Annotated in this window: 17 protein-coding genes; 8 read left to right on the plus strand and 9 right to left on the minus strand. The window is 59.9% G+C overall.

The window, feature by feature from the left end:
* Window positions 1-115: 115 nt before the first annotated feature.
* From pyk to gcl, 5 genes are all read right to left on the minus strand, one after another.
* Window positions 116-1,531: a pyruvate kinase gene (gene pyk, locus BJ917_RS27765; RefSeq protein ID WP_121105615.1), complete on the minus strand. Its 1,416-nt coding sequence runs from the start codon at window positions 1,529-1,531 to the stop codon at window positions 116-118.
* Window positions 1,521-2,801 carry a glycerate kinase gene (locus BJ917_RS27770; RefSeq protein WP_121105617.1) on the minus strand — a complete coding sequence of 427 codons (1,281 nt, stop codon included), beginning with the start codon at window positions 2,799-2,801 and terminating at the stop codon, window positions 1,521-1,523. The genes pyk and BJ917_RS27770 overlap by 11 nt, the downstream gene beginning before the upstream one ends.
* 157 nt (window positions 2,802-2,958) lie before the next feature.
* The gene (locus tag BJ917_RS27775) at window positions 2,959-3,852 is read right to left on the minus strand and encodes a 2-hydroxy-3-oxopropionate reductase (RefSeq protein WP_096509619.1); all 894 of its coding nucleotides are present in this window, start codon (window positions 3,850-3,852) and stop codon (window positions 2,959-2,961) included.
* Between the two features lie 168 nt (window positions 3,853-4,020).
* Window positions 4,021-4,803, minus strand: a complete 783-nt coding sequence (gene hyi, locus BJ917_RS27780; protein WP_096509620.1) for a hydroxypyruvate isomerase — start codon at window positions 4,801-4,803, stop codon at window positions 4,021-4,023.
* Between the two features lie 137 nt (window positions 4,804-4,940).
* The gene (gene gcl / locus BJ917_RS27790) at window positions 4,941-6,716 is read right to left on the minus strand and encodes a glyoxylate carboligase (RefSeq protein WP_121105619.1); all 1,776 of its coding nucleotides are present in this window, start codon (window positions 6,714-6,716) and stop codon (window positions 4,941-4,943) included.
* A 267-nt stretch (window positions 6,717-6,983) separates the two neighbouring features.
* Between gcl and BJ917_RS27795 the strand changes: the two genes are divergently transcribed.
* On the plus strand, window positions 6,984-7,424 hold the full coding sequence (locus BJ917_RS27795; protein ID WP_096509623.1) for a heme-binding protein: 441 nt from the start codon (window positions 6,984-6,986) through the stop codon (window positions 7,422-7,424).
* 210 nt (window positions 7,425-7,634) lie between these two features.
* The gene (locus BJ917_RS27800) at window positions 7,635-8,093 is read left to right on the plus strand and encodes a transposase (RefSeq protein ID WP_121105621.1); all 459 of its coding nucleotides are present in this window, start codon (window positions 7,635-7,637) and stop codon (window positions 8,091-8,093) included.
* 131 nt (window positions 8,094-8,224) lie between these two features.
* Here BJ917_RS27800 and BJ917_RS27805 read toward each other — a convergent pair whose 3' ends face one another.
* Window positions 8,225-8,830 carry a TetR/AcrR family transcriptional regulator gene (locus BJ917_RS27805; RefSeq protein WP_096509625.1) on the minus strand — a complete coding sequence of 202 codons (606 nt, stop codon included), beginning with the start codon at window positions 8,828-8,830 and terminating at the stop codon, window positions 8,225-8,227.
* Window positions 8,831-8,964: 134 nt separating this feature from the next.
* On the opposite strand from BJ917_RS27805, the gene BJ917_RS27810 reads away from it, so the two are divergent.
* Window positions 8,965-9,879 (plus strand): DUF808 domain-containing protein, encoded by a 915-nt coding sequence (locus tag BJ917_RS27810; RefSeq protein WP_096509626.1) that lies wholly within the window; start codon window positions 8,965-8,967, stop codon window positions 9,877-9,879.
* Between the two features lie 128 nt (window positions 9,880-10,007).
* Here BJ917_RS27810 and BJ917_RS27815 read toward each other — a convergent pair whose 3' ends face one another.
* Entirely contained in the window at window positions 10,008-10,796 is a 789-nt protein-coding gene (locus tag BJ917_RS27815) for a VacJ family lipoprotein (protein WP_121105623.1), read from the minus strand.
* A complete protein-coding gene (locus BJ917_RS27820) occupies window positions 10,789-12,087 on the minus strand; it encodes a serine/threonine protein kinase (protein WP_096509628.1) in 1,299 nt (432 codons plus the stop codon). The genes BJ917_RS27815 and BJ917_RS27820 overlap by 8 nt, the downstream gene beginning before the upstream one ends.
* Window positions 12,088-12,313: 226 nt before the next feature.
* On the opposite strand from BJ917_RS27820, the gene BJ917_RS27825 reads away from it, so the two are divergent.
* Entirely contained in the window at window positions 12,314-12,682 is a 369-nt protein-coding gene (locus BJ917_RS27825; RefSeq protein ID WP_121105625.1) for a hypothetical protein, read from the plus strand.
* A 124-nt stretch (window positions 12,683-12,806) separates the two neighbouring features.
* On the opposite strand, the gene BJ917_RS27830 is transcribed toward BJ917_RS27825, so the two are convergent.
* The gene (locus BJ917_RS27830) at window positions 12,807-14,402 is read right to left on the minus strand and encodes a beta (1-6) glucans synthase (protein ID WP_121105627.1); all 1,596 of its coding nucleotides are present in this window, start codon (window positions 14,400-14,402) and stop codon (window positions 12,807-12,809) included.
* Window positions 14,403-14,436: 34 nt separating this feature from the next.
* Between BJ917_RS27830 and BJ917_RS27835 the strand changes: the two genes are divergently transcribed.
* From BJ917_RS27835 to BJ917_RS27850, 4 genes are all read left to right on the plus strand, one after another.
* Window positions 14,437-14,598 (plus strand): hypothetical protein, encoded by a 162-nt coding sequence (locus tag BJ917_RS27835; protein ID WP_254007487.1) that lies wholly within the window; start codon window positions 14,437-14,439, stop codon window positions 14,596-14,598.
* A 106-nt stretch (window positions 14,599-14,704) separates the two neighbouring features.
* Window positions 14,705-15,556 (plus strand): glycine betaine ABC transporter substrate-binding protein, encoded by an 852-nt coding sequence (locus tag BJ917_RS27840; RefSeq protein ID WP_096509631.1) that lies wholly within the window; start codon window positions 14,705-14,707, stop codon window positions 15,554-15,556.
* Window positions 15,557-15,796: 240 nt separating this feature from the next.
* Window positions 15,797-16,108, plus strand: coding sequence for a DUF485 domain-containing protein (locus BJ917_RS27845; protein WP_096509632.1), 312 nt, complete (start codon window positions 15,797-15,799; stop codon window positions 16,106-16,108).
* A complete protein-coding gene (locus tag BJ917_RS27850) occupies window positions 16,105-17,763 on the plus strand; it encodes a cation acetate symporter (protein ID WP_121105629.1) in 1,659 nt (552 codons plus the stop codon). Before BJ917_RS27845 ends, BJ917_RS27850 begins: the two co-directional genes overlap by 4 nt.
* The last annotated feature ends 21 nt before the right edge of the window (window positions 17,764-17,784 follow it).

The following is a 17,784-nucleotide window of genomic DNA, read 5'->3' on the forward strand; positions in this document are numbered from 1 at the left end:
GCCTTCGCGAGCAGGCTCGCTCCCACATTGAATCTTTGTTCAGTCATTGAGTTTGTGGTGTACACAAATCAACTGTGGGAGCGAGCCTGCTCGCGAAGAGGCCGGTATGTGCGCTCTAGATCAACGTCTCGATTCGCAAGGAGTTAGTCGACCCCGGCTGCCCAAAGGGCACACCCGCCGTGATCAATAACGTGTCGCCACGCTGCGCCATGCCCTGGGCCTGGGCAATCTCCAGCGCTGTCGAGCACACCTCATCCACTTGGCGCAGCCGATCATTGACCACCGAATGCACGCCCCAGGCCACGGTCAAGCGACGCGCGGTTTGCAGATTGGGCGTCAGGTTGAGGATCGGCACCGTCGGCCGTTCCCGCGCCGCCCGCAGGCTCGAGGTGCCGGATTCGCTGTAGTTCACCAGCACCGCCACCCGCAGCACGTTGCTGATGCGGCGGATCGCGCAACTGATCGCATCGGAAACCGTGGCTTCGGCTTTCGGCCGGCTGACGTCGAGCTGGGCCTGATAGTCCGGGCCGTTTTCCACCTGACGGATGATCTTGCTCATCATCTGCACGGCTTCGAGCGGGTATTCGCCGGATGCGGTTTCCGCCGACAGCATCACCGCGTCAGCCCCTTCGGCCACGGCGTTGGCCACATCGGTGACTTCGGCGCGAGTGGGCGCCGGAGAGAAGCGCATCGATTCCAGCATCTGCGTCGCCACCACCACCGGTTTGCCGAGCTGGCGGCAGGTGCTGATGATGTTCTTCTGAATCTGCGGCACGCTTTCGGCCGGCACTTCCACGCCCAGATCGCCACGGGCGACCATGATTGCGTCGCTCAACTCGGCGATTTCCCGCAGTTGTTCGACGGCCGACGGCTTCTCGATCTTGGCCATCAAAAAGGCTTTGTCGCCGATCAGTGTACGGGCTTCGCGGATGTCGTCCGGGCGCTGCACGAACGACAGCGCCACCCAGTCCACCCCCAGTTCCAGACCGAAGTTCAGGTCGCGGCGATCCTTGGCGGTCAGCGGGCTCAGGTCGAGCACCGCTTGCGGCACGTTAACCCCTTTACGGTCCGACAGCTCGCCGCCGTTGAGCACCGTGGTGTCGATGGCGTCGGCGTATTTGGTGACCACCCTCAGTCGCAACTTGCCGTCGTCCAGCAGCAGGTCCATGCCCGGCTCCAGCGCTGCAATGATCTCCGGGTGCGGCAGGTTGACCCGGCGTTCATCGCCCGGCGTGACATCCAGGTCCAGGCGCAGGGCTTGACCGCGGACCAGTTGCACTTTGCCCTCGGCAAACCTGCCAACCCGCAGCTTCGGACCTTGCAGGTCCATCAGAATGCCCAGCGGATAATTCAACTGGCGCTCGACTTCACGGATCCATTGATAGCGCTGGGCGTGATCGGCGTGATCGCCGTGGCTGAAGTTCAGGCGAAAGATATTGACCCCGGCCTGCACCAGCTCACGGATGTCGTCGATACCGTTGATAGCCGGACCCAGGGTGGCGAGGATTTTGACCTTTTTGTCAGGCGTCATATTTAGGGCTCTCGAGAATCAGGATGGCGCGGAAGTCATTGACGTTGGTGCGGGTCGGCTCGGTGACGATCAGTGCATCCAGCGCCTCGAAATAGCCGTAGCCATTGTTATTGTCCAACTCGTCGCTGGCGCTCAAGCCGAGGGCGGCGGCACGGGCGTAGCTGTCCGGGGTCATGATGGCGCCGGCGTTGTCTTCGGAGCCGTCGATGCCATCGGTGTCGCCGGCCAGCGCATAGACGCCGGGCAGGCCCTTGAGGCTGTCGGTCAGGCTCAGCAGGAACTCGGCATTGCGTCCGCCCCGGCCGTTGCCGCGCACGGTGACCGTGGTTTCACCGCCGGAGAGAATCACGCAAGGCGCCGCCAACGGCTGACCGTGCTGCACCACCTGACGGGCGATGCCGGCGTGGACTTTCGCCACTTCGCGGGATTCGCCTTCCAGGTCGCCGAGAATCAGCGGGCTGAATCCGGCCTGACGGCATTTCACGGCCGCTGCTTCAAGGGATTGCTGCGGACGTGCGATCAACTGGAAGTGACTGCGAGCCAGGCTCGGGTCACCGGGTTTGACGGTTTCCGATTCCGGGTTTTGCAACCAGGTGCGCACGGAGGCGGGTACGTCGATGTGGTAGCGCTTGAGAATCGCCAGCGCTTCGGCCGAAGTGCTCGGGTCGGCCACGGTGGGGCCGGAGGCGATGACCGTGGCGAGGTCGCCCGGTACATCGGAAATCGCGTAGGTGTACACGGTGGCAGGCCAGCAGGCCTTGCCCAGGCGCCCACCCTTGATCGCCGAGAGGTGCTTGCGCACGCAGTTCATCTCACCGATGGTGGCGCCGGACTTGAGCAGGGCTTTGTTGATCGACTGCTTGTCGGCCAGGGTGATGCCGACTGCGGGCAACGCCAGCAATGCCGAGCCGCCACCGGACAGCAGAAAGATCACGCGGTCGGTTTCGCTCAAGTTGCTGACCAGTTCGAACACCCGTTTGGCGACGGCTTGACCGGCTGCATCGGGGACTGGGTGCGCGGCTTCGACCACTTCGATTTTTTCGCAGGGGGCGCCGTGACCGTAGCGCGTGACCACCAGACCGGACACTTCACCCTGCCAGCAACGCTCGACCACCTGGGCCATGGCGGCCGCGGCCTTGCCGGCGCCGATGACGATCACCCGACCGCTGCGATCGGCAGGCAGATGGGCTTCGAGGACTTGCTGCGGATGGGCCGCGTCGATGGCTGTGGCGAACAGCTCGCGCAGGAATTGTTGCGGATCGACCGACATGGCGGGCTCCCGGAATTCTTGTTATTGGGATGTCGAGGCTTGCATAGCCCCTGTGGGAGCAAGGCTTGCCCGCGATGCAGACGCTGCGGTGTTTCTGCTGCACCGAGGCGATGCAATCGCGGGCAAGCCTTGCTCCCACAGGGGCGAGGGCAGGGACTTACTTCTTATCGCGAATCGAGAAGTTCGCCATGTGCTCCAGGCCCTTGATCAGCGCCGAATGGTCCCAGTTGCTGCCGCCGATGGCCGCACAGGTGCTGAACACTTGCTGGGTGTTGGCGGTGTTCGGCAGGTTGATGTTCAACTCCTTGGCGCCTTGCAGGGCCAGGTTCAGGTCCTTCTGGTGCAGGCTGATGCGGAAGCCCGGATCGAAGGTGCCCTTGATCATGCGCTCGCCGTGTACTTCGAGGATCTTCGAGGAAGCGAAACCGCCCATCAGCGCTTCACGCACCTTGGCGGGATCGGCACCGTTCTTCGAAGCGAACAGCAGGGCTTCGGCCACGGCCTGGATGTTCAGCGCAACGATGATCTGGTTCGCCACTTTCGCGGTCTGACCGTCGCCATTGCCACCGACCAGGGTGATGTTCTTGCCCATGGCCTGGAACAGCGGCAGGGCGCGTTCGAAGGCATCGGCATCGCCACCGACCATGATGCTCAGGGTTGCGGCCTTGGCACCGACTTCACCGCCGGACACCGGCGCGTCAAGGTACTGCGCACCTTTTTCGTTGATTTTTGCGGCGAAGGCCTTGGTGGCGGTGGGCGAGATCGAGCTCATGTCAATCACGACCTTGCCTTTACTGACGCCGGCGGCAACGCCATCGGCGCGGAACAGCACGTCATCGACCTGCGGGGTATCCGGGACCATGACGATGATGAATTCGGCTTCTTGCGCGACTTCTTTCGGGTTCGCCAGGGCGACGGCGCCAGCGGCGATCAGGTCGGCAGGCGCAGCGTCGTGGTGCGCGGACAGGAACAGGCTGTGACCGGCTTTCTGCAGGTTCGCCGCCATTGGGTGGCCCATGATGCCGGTGCCGATAAATCCGATTTTAGCCATGAGAAAATCCTCTTTTTATTCTGATGCTGCAATGCAGTCTTAGAGACTCAGCAGATTCATTGTGGGAGCTGGCTTGCCAGCGATGGCGGTGGGTCAGGCAACATATTTGTTTTGTGTGCTGCCGCCATCGCGGGCAAGCCCGCTCCCACAGGGTTTTGTATTGTTCGTTCAGATCGCGTTATGGGTTTTGAGCCAGCCCAGGCCTGCTTCGGTGGTGGTCAGCGGCTTGTATTCGCAACCGACCCAGCCCTGATAACCGATACGGTCCAGGTGTTCGAACAGGAAGCGGTAGTTGATTTCACCGGTGCCCGGTTCGTTGCGCCCAGGGTTGTCGGCCAACTGGATGTGGTTGATCTCGCCCAGGTGCGCGGCCATGGTGCGGGCCAGGTCGCCTTCCATGATTTGCATGTGATAGATGTCGTATTGCAGGAACAGGTTGGCGCTGCCGACCTGTTCGCGAATCGACAGGGCTTGCGCGGTGTTGTTCAGGTAGAAGCCCGGGATGTCGCGGGTGTTGATCGCTTCCATCACCAGTTTGATACCCGCCGCTTGCAGCTTGTCGGCCGCGTACTTGAGGTTGGCAATGAAGGTTTTTTCCACGATGGCATCGTCGACGCCTTGCGGGCGGATGCCGGCCAGGCAGTTGACCTGGGTGTTGCCCAGCACTTGCGCGTAAGCGATCGCCAGATCGACACCGGCACGAAATTCTTCGACCCGGTCCGGCAGGCAGGCGATACCGCGCTCACCCTTGCCCCAGTCACCGGCCGGCAGGTTGAACAGCACTTGGGTCAGGCCGTTGGCGTCGAGCTTGGCTTTGATTTCGGCGGAGCTGAAATCGTAGGGGAACAGGTATTCGACACCACTGAAGCCGGCCTTGGCGGCCGCTTCGAAACGGGCAAGAAAGTCCTGTTCGGTGAACAGCATGGACAGGTTGGCTGCGAAACGCGGCATGGTGGTCTCCTGTAAATCGGTGAAGCCCTCTGTGGGAGCGAGCCTGCTCGCGAAAGCGGTGTGCCAGGCAACATCAATGCTGAATGTGCCGGCCTTTTCGCGAGCAGGCTCGCTCCCACAATGGGGGCAATGTGCAGTTAGTCGAGCAAGGAAATCGCAGTCGGTGCGTCGTTGCCGACCAGCGCCAGGTCTTCGAATTCGTTGACGGCGTTGATCTCGGTGCCCATGGAAATGTTGGTCACGCGCTCCAGGATAATTTCGACGATCACCGGAACCTTGAACTCCTCGATCATCTGTTCGGCCTTGCGCAGGGCAGGGGCGATTTCAGACGGTTCGAACACACGCAGTGCCTTGCAGCCCAGGCCTTCGGCAACCGCGACGTGATCGACGCCATAACCGTTGAGTTCCGGCGCGTTCAGGTTATCGAAGGACAGCTGCACGCAGTAATCCATCTCGAAACCGCGCTGTGCCTGACGAATCAGACCCAGGTACGAGTTGTTCACCACCACATGAATGTACGGCAGCTTGAACTGCGCGCCCACCGCCAACTCTTCGATCATGAACTGGAAGTCATAGTCGCCCGACAGTGCGACAACCTTGCGGGTCGGGTCGGCCTTGACCACACCCAGCGCCGCCGGAATGGTCCAGCCCAACGGACCGGCCTGGCCGCAGTTGATCCAGTGACGCGGCTTGTAGACGTGCAGGAACTGCGCGCCGGCAATCTGCGACAGACCGATGGTACTGACGTAGCAAGTGTCCTTGCCGAACACCTGGTTCATCTCTTCGTAAACCCGCTGCGGCTTGACCGGCACGTTGTCGAAGTGGGTCTTGCGCTGCAGGCTGGCCTTGCGCTGCTGGCAGTCTTGCAGCCAGGCGCTACGGTTTTTCAGTTTGCCGGCGGCTTGCCATTCACGAGCGACTTCGATGAACACGGTCAGCGCGGCAGCGGCGTCGGAAACGATGCCCAGGTCCGGGGTGAACACGCGGCCGATCTGGGTCGGTTCGATATCAACGTGAATGAACTTGCGGCCTTCGGTGTAGACGTCGACCGAACCGGTGTGGCGGTTGGCCCAACGGTTACCGACACCCAGTACCACGTCGGATTTGAGCAAGGTCGCGTTGCCGTAGCGGTGCGAAGTCTGCAAGCCGACCATGCCGACCATCAGCGGGTGATCGTCAGGAATGGTGCCCCAGCCCATCAGGGTCGGAATGACCGGGATGCCGGTCAGCTCGGCGAATTCCACCAGCAGGTCACTGGCGTCGGCATTGATGATGCCACCACCGGCTACCAGTAACGGACGCTCGGCCTGATCCAGCATGGCCAGGGCTTTTTCCACCTGAACGCGGGTCGCGCTCGGCTTGGCCAGTGGCAGCGGCTGATAAGCGTCGATGTCGAACTCGATTTCGGCCATCTGCACGTCGAACGGCAGGTCGATCAGCACCGGACCTGGACGGCCGGAGCGCATTTCATAGAACGCTTTCTGGAACGCGTAAGGCACCTGGCCCGGTTCCAGAACAGTGGTCGCCCATTTGGTCACCGGCTTGACGATGCTGGTGATGTCGACGGCCTGGAAGTCTTCCTTGTGCATGCGAGCGCGGGGTGCTTGCCCCGTGATGCAAAGGATCGGGATCGAGTCGGCCGAGGCGCTGTACAGGCCGGTGACCATGTCGGTACCGGCAGGACCGGAGGTGCCGATGCACACGCCGATATTACCGGCCTTGGTGCGGGTGTAGCCCTCGGCCATGTGCGACGCGCCTTCAACATGGCGAGCGAGGACGTGATCGATGCCGCCGACCTTTTGCAGGGCGGAGTACAGCGGGTTGATGGCAGCACCCGGGATGCCAAAAGCGGTATCAACCCCTTCACGGCGCATCACCAGAACGGCGGCTTCGATTGCTCTCATTTTGCTCATGGTTTTGTGCCTCTTTACGTTTTGTAATTGTATACAAGTGGCTTTGCGCAGAGTGTATTCACGGCGGACGGCGCAGGTCAATCCATTTTCTCAAGCGGTTGTTTCATTCGTCGGAAGCCCGATCTACTGTGGCTTTTCGTCGCATGTGGCGCTTTTCGATAATTATTGTATACAAAAAAATAATTCATTGTGTTCTATTTGTTGCATCGGACTGCGGCACAAAGAGCAGTCCACCGGCTTTCCGAAAAACAAAATGAGGACGGCACCATGAGCGCTTTAACCTTGAAAGTCGCAGTCAACCTGGTCAACGAGGCCATCACCGCAGGGCGCGCGATTTCCGCGGCGCCCTTGACCATCGCAGTGCTGGATGCCGGTGGGCATCTGATCACCCTGCAACGTGAAGACGGCGCCAGCCTGCTGCGCCCGCAGGTCGCCATCGGCAAGGCCTGGGGCGCCATCGCGCTGGGCAAAGGCTCGCGCCTGTTGGCCCTGGACGCACAACAACGCCCGGCCTTCATCGCCGCGTTAAACAGCCTGGGGCAGGGCAGCGTCGTGCCAGCACCGGGTGGTGTGCTCATTCGCGATCAGGGTGGGAACGTGCTGGGGGCGGTGGGGATCAGCGGGGATCTGTCGGATGTTGATGAGCAGTGCGCGATCAATGCGATCGAGGCGTTGGGGTTGAGGGCGGATGCGGGGGTTGTGGCTTGATCTCAATCGCCTGAACTAATGTCATCGCTGGTAAACCAGCTCCCACAAGGACTGGGGTGTTCACATATTTGGCGGACACCAACAGACCCTGTGGGAGCTGGCTTGCCAGCGATTGCTATCTGCCAGACACATCCAGCTATAAGTGTGTATCACTGCTCAGAATTTCCGGGGCTAGCCTTTTCATGAATTCATCATGAGAGAGGCAAAGGAATGCCCAATTTACCCGCATCACATCGTCTGCGAACCGGCCGCTATGCCGAACCCAACCGAATCTATCTACTGACCACCAACACTCTTGATCGCGAGCCGATCTTTGCGGATTTCGCTTTGGGCAGATTGGTTGTTGGTCAATTTCGCCGGGCGCAAAATCTTGGGCTGGCGAACTCTTTGGCCTGGGTAGTCATGCCTGATCATTTTCACTGGCTCGTCGAGCTGGAAAACTGTTCCTTGCGCAGACTGATGCGCGAGACCAAGTCCCTGATTACTCGAGAAGTGAACCATTGCAGGGGCAGGAGCGGGCCTCTATGGCAGCAGGGCTATCACGACCGGGCGCTGCGAAGAGAGGAAGATCTGGTGAAATTGGCGCGGTATGTGGTGGCCAATCCATTGCGGGCGGGTTTGGTGGAGAAGCTTGGCGACTATCCATTGTGGGATGCGGTTTGGCTTTAACAACTTTGGACCGAATTGCCCCCATCGCTGGCAAGCCAGCTCCCACAGGTTTCTGTGTTGAATTCAAATTTTGTGAGCGACACAAATCCCTGTGGGAGCTGGCTTGCCAGCGATGGGCACACTGCGGTCTATCAATCCGGTTCACACCCCTTGAGCACCAGCCGGATGATCGTCTGCGCCGCCGCTTCATAGTCCACTTCATCCAGTCTGGCCTTGCCGGTGATGGCGGTGATTTGCCAGTCGAAGTCGGCGTAGGTCTGGGTGGCGGCCCAGATGCTGAACATCAGGTGGTTGGGGTCGATGGGGGCGATCTGGCCGCGGTCGATCCAGGTCTGGATGCAATCGATGTTGTGCCTGGCCTGGCCATTCAGCTGTTCGACCAGATCGGCGCTCAGGTGAGGGGCGCCATGCATGATTTCGCTGGCAAACACCTTGGAGGCAAACGGCAGGTCACGGGAAATACGGATTTTCGAGCGGATGTAGCCACTCAGAACTTCGCTGGGTACGCCGTCGGGGTTGAACGGTGTCGAGGCCTGCAGGATTGGCTCGATGATGCTTTCCAGGACCTCGCGGTAGAGGTTTTCCTTGGATTTGAAGTAGTAGTAGACGTTGGGCTTGGGCAATCCCGCCTTGGCGGCGATGTCGCTGGTTTTGGTTGCAGCGAAGCCCTTGTCGGCAAATTCTTCACTGGCGGCACGCAGGATCAGTTGTTTGTTGCGCTCGCGGATTGTGCTCATAAACCAGGTGGTTCCTTGCCTGTACTGGCGGTTGCGCATGGTAGCACCGGCCTCCGGCGGCGCTCAAGAATGCTCCGTGCCGCGCCCGGCCGCGCTATGCTGCACGCCATTCATTCAAGAAGGAAACCCGATTCATGGCAGGAAGCAGTTTGCTGGTGCTGATCGACGACATTGCCGCTGTGCTGGACGATGTGGCGTTGATGACCAAAATGGCCGCCAAGAAGACCGCCGGAGTGCTGGGCGACGATCTGGCGCTCAATGCCCAGCAGGTCAGCGGCGTGCGTGCCGAGCGGGAAATTCCGGTGGTCTGGGCGGTTGCCAAGGGTTCGTTCATCAACAAGCTGATCCTGGTGCCGTCGGCGTTGGCCATCAGCGCATTCATTCCGTGGTTGGTCACGCCATTGTTGATGGTCGGAGGCGCTTATTTGTGCTTCGAAGGGTTCGAGAAGCTCGCCCACAAGTTTCTGCACAGCAAGGCCGAGGATCAGGCTGAGCATGCCGAACTCGTCGAGGCGGTGGCGGACCCGGCGGTGGATCTGGTGGCCTTTGAAAAGGACAAGATCAAGGGCGCGATCCGCACTGACTTCATTCTCTCGGCGGAAATCATCGCCATCACTCTCGGCGTCGTGGCCGATGCTGCGCTGACCCAGCAAGTCGTCGTGCTGTCGGGCATCGCCATCGTCATGACCGTCGGCGTTTACGGGTTGGTGGCAGGCATCGTCAAGCTCGATGATCTGGGGCTATGGCTGACTCAGAAGCCCGGGCAGATGGCCAAGAGCATCGGTGGCGGGATTTTGCGTGCGGCACCGTATCTGATGAAAAGCTTGTCAGTGATCGGCACGGCGGCGATGTTCCTGGTGGGTGGCGGGATCCTGACCCACGGTGTGCCGGTGGTGCATCACTGGATCGAAAGTGTCAGCGCAGGGGCGGGCGGTGCCGGGTTTATCGTGCCGACGTTGCTTAACGGGGTGGCGGGGATTGTGGCGGGTGCGGTGGTGCTGGTCGGGGTGATGGCTGTCAGCAAAATCTGGAAAGCGCTCAAGGGCTAAAACCTGGCTCTGTCCAAATGTGGGAGCGAGCCTGCTCGCGATGGCGGTGTGTCAGACAACCTTGATGGTGACTGACATGACCTCATCGCGAGCAGGCTCACTCCCACAGTGGTTTGTGGTCGCCGGAATTACTCGGCAATCTGCAACTTGCGCGACTCGGTGTAGACGTAGCGCACCTTCTCGTACTCGAACGGCGAGTTCAGTTGGCCATAGCGGAAGCTGGTCTGGTAGCGCTTGTCGACGCCGCGCAGGATCCAGATTTCCGGATGGTTTTCGCTGACATTGGCAACGTTGAGGAAGTTGATGGCCGACTCGGCGCTGAAATCGACGATCAGACCGCCCGTGTCACGCAGGTTCGACGGGCCGAGGATCGGCAATACGAAGTAGGCGCCCCCTGAAACACCATAGAAACCCAGGGTCTGTCCGAAGTCTTCCTTCTGGCGCGGCAGGCCCATGGCGGTGGCCGGGTCCCACAGGCCGGCGATGCCGATGGTGGTGTTGAGCAACAGGCGCCCGGTAATTTCCATCGAGCGCTGGCCCTTGAATTGCAGCAGGCTGTTCAACAGGTTCGGCACGTCGCCCAGGTTGTTGAAGAAGTTGCTGACACCCGTGCGCAAGAAGCTCGGGGTGACGTAACGGTAGCCATTGACCACTGGCAGGAACACCCATTGGTCGAAGCGGTAATTGAAGTGGTAAACGCGGCGGTTCCACTGTTCCAGCGGGTCGTAGACGTTCAGTGCGCTGAGGGTCGAGCGTTCGAACTCGCGCTGATCCAGCCCCGGGTTGAACTTGAGTTTGCTCAGTGGCTCCTTGAAGCCGTCGCTGTCGACGACCACGGGGGCGTTGGCTTTGCTGTTGTCGGCATTGGCGGCGGTTGCACAGAGTAACGCGGCGATAAGCAGGAGGTATTTAGCCACGGAAGAACTCCAGCATGGCGTCGCTGTTGACGCGGTAGTTAAGGTTGCCGCAGTGGCCGCCCAGCGGGTAAACGGTCAGGCGATCGCCAAACGTCCTGCGCAGGAAACCGAGGTCCCCGGGGCCGAGGATCACATCGTCGGCGTTGTGCATGACGGCGATTTTCGGGCTGTCGTGCAGGTAGTCCTTCAGCGCATACAAACTCACCTGGTCGATCAGTTGCAGCAGGCTGCCGCCGTCGGTGCGGGCGCGCCACATCGGGATCACCTGTTCGGTGATGTAGCAGTCGAAGTCGCACTGCAACGCACGCTTGAGGTAGGGCGTGAGGCTGGTGCCTTCGGTGATAGGCGTTTTCGGTGGAGTGATGAGGCCGCGGCGGTTGATCAGGTCCGAAGTGAAGGCGATGTCGGCGGCGGAGAAACGGAACGAGGTGCCGATGAGCATGGCCATCTGTTCGTTGCTCAGGTGCTGCTTGGACTGCTGGAAGTCGTAGAGCAGCGCATCGTTGAGGTCGATGTAGCCTTTCTGCTGGAAGTAGCGGGTCAGTTTGTTCAGCACCAGCTCATAGAAGGTGGTCGTATTGGTGATGCCCTTGACTTCCGTTTGTACAAGCTTGTCCAGGTTGGTGATCGAGGTGTAGAGATTGACCGGAGGATTGAGCAGCAGCACTTTCTTGAAATTGAAGCTGCGGCGGGTTTCGTCCAGGTGCGCCACGAATGCCGCATCCAGTGCGCCGAGGCTGTAGCCCGTCAGGTAGTAGTCGGTGACCGGCAGTTTCGGATTTTGCGCCCGCACCGCCTGCATCACACGGTACATGTCTTCGGCGTCGTCCTTGGTGATGCCGGGGGTGGCAAAGCGCGAAGCGGCGCTCATGAAGTCAAAGCTGGTGGGCGATGACAACTGCACCACGTGATAGCCGGCCTTGTAGTAAAGCTTTTTCAGGTATTCGTTCAAGTTACTGTCATAGCGCGCACCGGTGCCGGCGATCAGGAAAATCAGCGGTGCGGCTTTATCCTGGGTGGCGATGCGATAGGTGAGTTTTTTCACCGGCCAGAAGTTGTCGGGCAAGTCGAATTGACGCTCAGGCCGCAACGTGACGCTGCGATCCGATTGATTGATGTCGTCGTCCAGCGGCAGTTCCGGGCGCAAATCCGGCGGCGTCGTGGCGATGGTTGCCTCGAACGGGTTGGTCAGCGGATAGCCATAACTGGCGGCGTCGATATCCCGCGCCAGCGCGGACGCACTCAAGATAAGGCCGCCAAACAGGGCGGCGAAGCGCAAGGAACGGAGCATGACTGGATCCCTTAGAGGATGGTGCCGAATGAAGTTCGCAGGCTATGACCACTGGATTTGCGCCAAAGTGCCACGCATCGGCACCAAACTGGCCTGAACTCGAAAGTAATAGTAGCTGGACGATACACTTTGCAGCGTTTGGATGGCCAGTTAACTGTTGTTAGCGCTTGCTTAAGGTGGCCGGGCGATTAAGCTGACCGCCGTTTTCGCTTAATTGGAGTGCTTCATGTCCCGTCGTCTGCCGGTGATTCTGCTGCTTGTTTTGCTGCCGTTATGGCTGGCCGCCAGTTATGGCGCGCGTTATGGCTTCATGGAAGATGCGCAGTGGGTGGGCATCTGCGTGGATGAGGCGAACCGCTGGGAATGTCAGGTCCGTTCGAACCTGGGTCTGTTGATTCACTTTGCGGTTTTGGGCTGGGCTGCGTTGGCAACGGCGGTGATCGGCTTTGTGCTGCCAGGGCGGGCAGGGTGGTGGCTGGCGGTGCTGGCGCTGGTGCTCGGGTTCCCGGCGCTGGCGTTGTACAACACGACGTTGGCGGTATTTGCGGTGGTGATTGCGGGGTTGCGGTTGGTCAGGGCTACCCGTAACGCCTGATCGCCCGTCTTCGCGAGCAGGCTCGCTCTCACATTTGATCTGCGTCCTGCACAGTTTCTGTGCTCACTGAAGATCTATTGTGGAGCGAGCCTGCTCGCGAAGGGGCCGGCGGGCGCACTGAAAATCAGGTTTTGCGAACCCGCAAGCAACGCCACAACGCCGCCACCATCAATACACTTACCAGCGCCCAGCCCCAGGCCTGCTGGTTCTCCAAACCTTCACGAAACAACTGCGGCGCAATGCCCGCGCCGATGATGAAGGTCAGCAGGGCGATTTCCCGGCGTGGCACGCTCACCGGGCGGCACAGGTAGACCAGCGCCGGCACGATGAACGCCACACTCGGGAAGCTGCGATAGCGCGGGTCGAACACCAGCTCCAGCATCGTCACCGTCGCGGCAAACCCTGCCACCGCCAACAACCAGCCTGATCGACGTTCGAGGGCATTGAAGGCTCGTCCACGCCATCCGTTGCGAGGGCTCAATGTCAGTGCGGCATGAGCCAGTACCAACAGGTTTAGCGCCGTCAACAACGCGACCCACAACCATTCGCTGGTAAAGCGGGTTGTAACCCGTGCCAGATCGCCCCAGGCGCCAATCGAGCAAGCCGCCAGTGCTCCCAGCAACGGCAGAACCAGCGCTGCTCGGGTGCTGCGCACACGACCGCCGAGGATCAGCGTGCCGAGGAAGATCAAAGCGCCCACCATCAGCCACTGCGACCAATAAGGTACGTTGGACACGGGGCCGGCCAGCACGCCCTTGTCCTGGCGATCTGCATCGAACAATCCCCAGTAACCCCCGACAGCACCTTCATTGGCGCGTTTCCACGGTTGGTCGAAAGCTTCGATCAGGTTGTAGTGCCAGCCGTGCTGCTCGGCCATGGTGACAAAACCACGAATGAATTTGGCTTCGTTGACCCGGCTAGGCAGGGCGGTTTCGCGCTGGCGGCCTTCACTCGGCCAGCCGGTTTCACCAATCATCACGTCCTTGGGCGCGAACTTGTTGCCGAACACCTGGCGTACTTCGGCCACATGTTGCAGGGCCGCGTCGATGTTCGAAGGATCATCCTCCCAGTACGGCAGCAAGTGGATGGTCAGGAAATCCACAGCCGGCGCGATTTCCGGGTGCTTGAGCCAGAACTCCCAGACGTCGGCATAAGTGACGGGCTGTTTGACCTGGCTTTTGACCTTGTTGATCAGCCTGGCCAACTGGGCGCCGGTGACTTCCTTGCGCAGCAGGGTTTCGTTGCCGACGATCACCGCGCTCACCACGTCCGCGTTGGCGTTGGCCGAGGCGATCAGCAGGTCGACTTCTTTCTCGGTGTCTACCGGATTGCTGTTGACCCAGGCGCCGATCATCAGCTTCAACCCGTGCTTGCGTGCCAGATCGGGCAGGGCTCCGAGGCCGGTCATGGAGTAGGTGCGGATGCATTCGAAGCTTTTGGCCAGCAGCGCGAGGTCGGCGTCCATGCGCTCGGGGCGCAAATTGAACGGCACATCGAAGGGAGACTGGTCCTTGTCGAACGGGGTGTAGGAGGCGCATTGCAGCTTGTGCGTCGCGCTGGCCGCGTCCGGCAGGATCACCGGTTTGCCAATGCCATACCAAAAGCCGCCAAGGGCAAAAAGCCCCAGCAGACAGGAAAATAGATAAGCCAAAAAAGGAAAGCGGGATGTCGCGGGCATGGTCAGGCCGTCTGGGAGCAAAGCGGCGCATGTTACCTGCATTTGCACCGTGCTTGGGGGCCCGCATGATTTTGACATGCAAAGTTCGGGCGGATCGGCCAGTGCCGTTGTTGAACAACAGTTTAATGGCGTTCTGATGTCGTTTCTCGATGCCTTGAGGTCGCTGGCAGAGCAGGTCGCGATGTGCGTCAGGTTGATTATCGAAGGCGTCAGTACCCTCGTTGATAAATCGCACTGATGATCGAAAGAGTTTGCGGTGAGGCGTGATGGGGGCGCTGTGCACCATAACAATACGTTTAAGCGACTCGGCATCCGTCGAGCGCAGCACTTTCGGGGAAGTAACGATGAAGATGCGACGACTCTTGGGCGCAGGTGCCGCTTTGGTGCTGGCGATCAGTTCTACCGTGGCCAGTGCCGCCGGCAAGGAAGTGACCATCGGTTATGTCGACGGCTGGTCGGACAGCGTCGCCACGACCAACGTGGCCGCAGAAGTGATCAGACAGAAACTCGGTTACGACGTGAAGCTGCAAGCAGTCGCTACCGGGATCATGTGGCAAGGCGTGGCCACCGGCAAACTCGACGCCATGCTGTCGGCCTGGCTGCCAGTGACCCACGGCGAATACTGGACGAAGAACAAGGATCAGGTCGTCGATTACGGCCCGAACTTCAAGGACGCGAAAATCGGCCTGATCGTGCCGGAGTACGTTAAAGCCAAGACCATCGAGGACCTGAAAACCGACGACAGCTTCAAGGATCGCATCGTTGGCATCGACGCCGGTTCAGGCGTGATGCTCAAGACCGATCAAGCCATCAAGGATTACGACCTGACCGGTTATCAACTCAAGGCCAGTTCCGGTGCCGGCATGATCGCCGAGCTGACCCGTGCCGAGAAGAAAAACGAATCCATCGCAGTGACCGGTTGGGTGCCGCACTGGATGTTCGCCAAGTGGAAACTGCGCTTCCTCGAAGACCCGAAAGGCGTGTACGGCGCGGCTGAAACCGTGAACAGCATCGGCAGCAAAGGCCTGGAGGCCAAAGCACCGGAAGTGGCCAAGTTCCTGAAAAACTTCCAGTGGGAATCCAAGGACGAAATCGGTCAGGTCATGCTGGCCATTCAGGACGGTGCCAAGCCTGACGCCGCGGCGAAGGATTGGGTTGCCAAACACCCTGAGCGTGTAGCCGCCTGGACTAAATAACAGTCACCTCGCTTTTCCCTGTGGGAGCGAGCCTGCTCGCGAAAGCGGCCTGCCAGTTGACAGAGATGTCGGCTGACACAAAGCCATCGCGAGCAGGCTCGCTCCCACATTTATTTTGTACATGCTTGAAATTGGCGAAAACGCCATGTGGTTCTAAGACTAAGGTCGTCTGGAACCTACCCCGTAGCCGCATAGAGTGGATACCGTTCCAACTCAATCTGTGCTGCGAGGATAAAAACAATGAACGACAGCATTTACCTCTCGATTCAAAACAGCCCGCGCTTCAAGGAGCTGGTTAGCAAGAGGGAACGATTCGCCTGGATTCTTTCCGCGATCATGCTAGGGCTTTACTCCGGATTCATCCTTCTTATTGCTTACGGGCCGCAAGTGCTGGGGGCGAAAATCAGCCCCGGGTCTTCGATTACCTGGGGCATACCGATCGGTGTCGGGCTGATTGTTTCGGCCTTCGTCCTGACCGGTATTTACGTACGACGTGCCAACGGCGAATTCGACGACCTGAACAATGCGATTCTCAAGGAGGCTCAGCAATGATCCGGCGTCTAATGGCTCTTTTGAGCATCGCAACCTTTGCACCTGGCGCCTGGGCCGCTGATGCCCTGACCGGCGAAGTACACAAACAACCGCTCAACGTCGCCGCGATCCTGATGTTCGTGGTGTTCGTCGGTGCAACCCTTTGCATTACCTACTGGGCCTCCAAGCGCAACAAGTCGGCAGCCGACTACTATGCGGCGGGCGGCAAGATCACCGGTTTCCAGAACGGTCTCGCGATTGCCGGTGACTATATGTCCGCGGCGTCCTTCCTGGGTATTTCCGCGCTGGTGTTCACCTCCGGCTACGATGGCCTGATCTATTCGATCGGCTTCCTGGTGGGCTGGCCGATCATTCTGTTCCTGATCGCCGAGCGCCTGCGTAACCTGGGTAAATACACCTTTGCCGACGTGGCGTCATACCGCCTGGGGCAAACCCAGATCCGTTCGCTGTCCGCTTGCGGTTCGCTGGTGGTGGTGGCGTTCTACCTGATCGCGCAAATGGTGGGCGCCGGCAAGCTGATCCAGCTGCTGTTCGGTCTCGACTACCACGTTGCGGTGATCCTGGTCGGTATTCTGATGTGCCTCTACGTGCTGTTCGGCGGCATGCTGGCGACCACCTGGGTGCAGATCATCAAGGCGGTCCTGCTGCTGTCCGGCGCTTCTTTCATGGCGCTGATGGTGATGAAGCACGTCAACTTCGACTTCAACACACTGTTCTCCGAAGCCATCAAGGTTCACCCGAAGGCTGAAGCGATCATGAGCCCGGGCGGCTTGGTGAAAGATCCGATCTCGGCGTTCTCCCTCGGTCTGGCACTGATGTTCGGTACCGCTGGCCTGCCACATATCCTGATGCGCTTCTTCACCGTGAGTGACGCGAAAGAAGCTCGTAAAAGCGTGCTGTACGCGACCGGCTTCATTGGCTACTTCTACATCCTGACCTTCATCATCGGCTTCGGCGCAATCCTGCTGGTCAGCACCAACCCGGCCTTTAAAGATGCTGCTGGCGCGTTGCTGGGCGGTAACAACATGGCGGCGGTGCACCTGGCCAATGCGGTCGGTGGCAGTATTTTCCTGGGCTTCATTTCGGCAGTGGCGTTCGCGACCATTCTGGCAGTGGTTGCCGGTTTGACCCTGGCCGGTGCGTCGGCGGTGTCTCACGACCTGTATGCCAGCGTGATCAAGAAGGGCAAGGCCAACGAGAAGGATGAAATCCGCGTTTCGAAAATCACCACGATCGCGCTGGCGGTGCTGGCGATCGGGCTGGGCATCCTGTTCGAAAGCCAGAACATTGCGTTCATGGTGGGCTTGGCGTTCTCCATCGCAGCGAGCTGCAACTTCCCGGTCCTGCTGCTTTCCATGTACTGGAAGAAGCTGACCACCCGCGGCGCGATGATTGGCGGCTGGATGGGCCTGGTGAGTGCTGTGGGCCTGATGGTGCTCGGCCCGACCATCTGGGTGCAGATCCTGCATCACGAGAAGGCAATCTTCCCGTATGAGTACCCGGCGCTGTTCTCGATGATCATTGCCTTTATCGGAATCTGGTTCTTCTCGATCACCGACAAGTCGACGGCGGCTGACAATGAGCGGGCGCTGTTCTTCCCGCAATTCGTTCGCTCGCAGACCGGTCTGGGGGCGAGTGGGGCGGTTTCGCACTAAGAGCTGTTACAAACTACAAGT

This window comes from Pseudomonas sp. WPR_5_2 (assembly GCF_003634475.1).
GTDB classification, from domain to species: Bacteria; Pseudomonadota; Gammaproteobacteria; order Pseudomonadales; family Pseudomonadaceae; genus Aquipseudomonas; species Aquipseudomonas izuensis.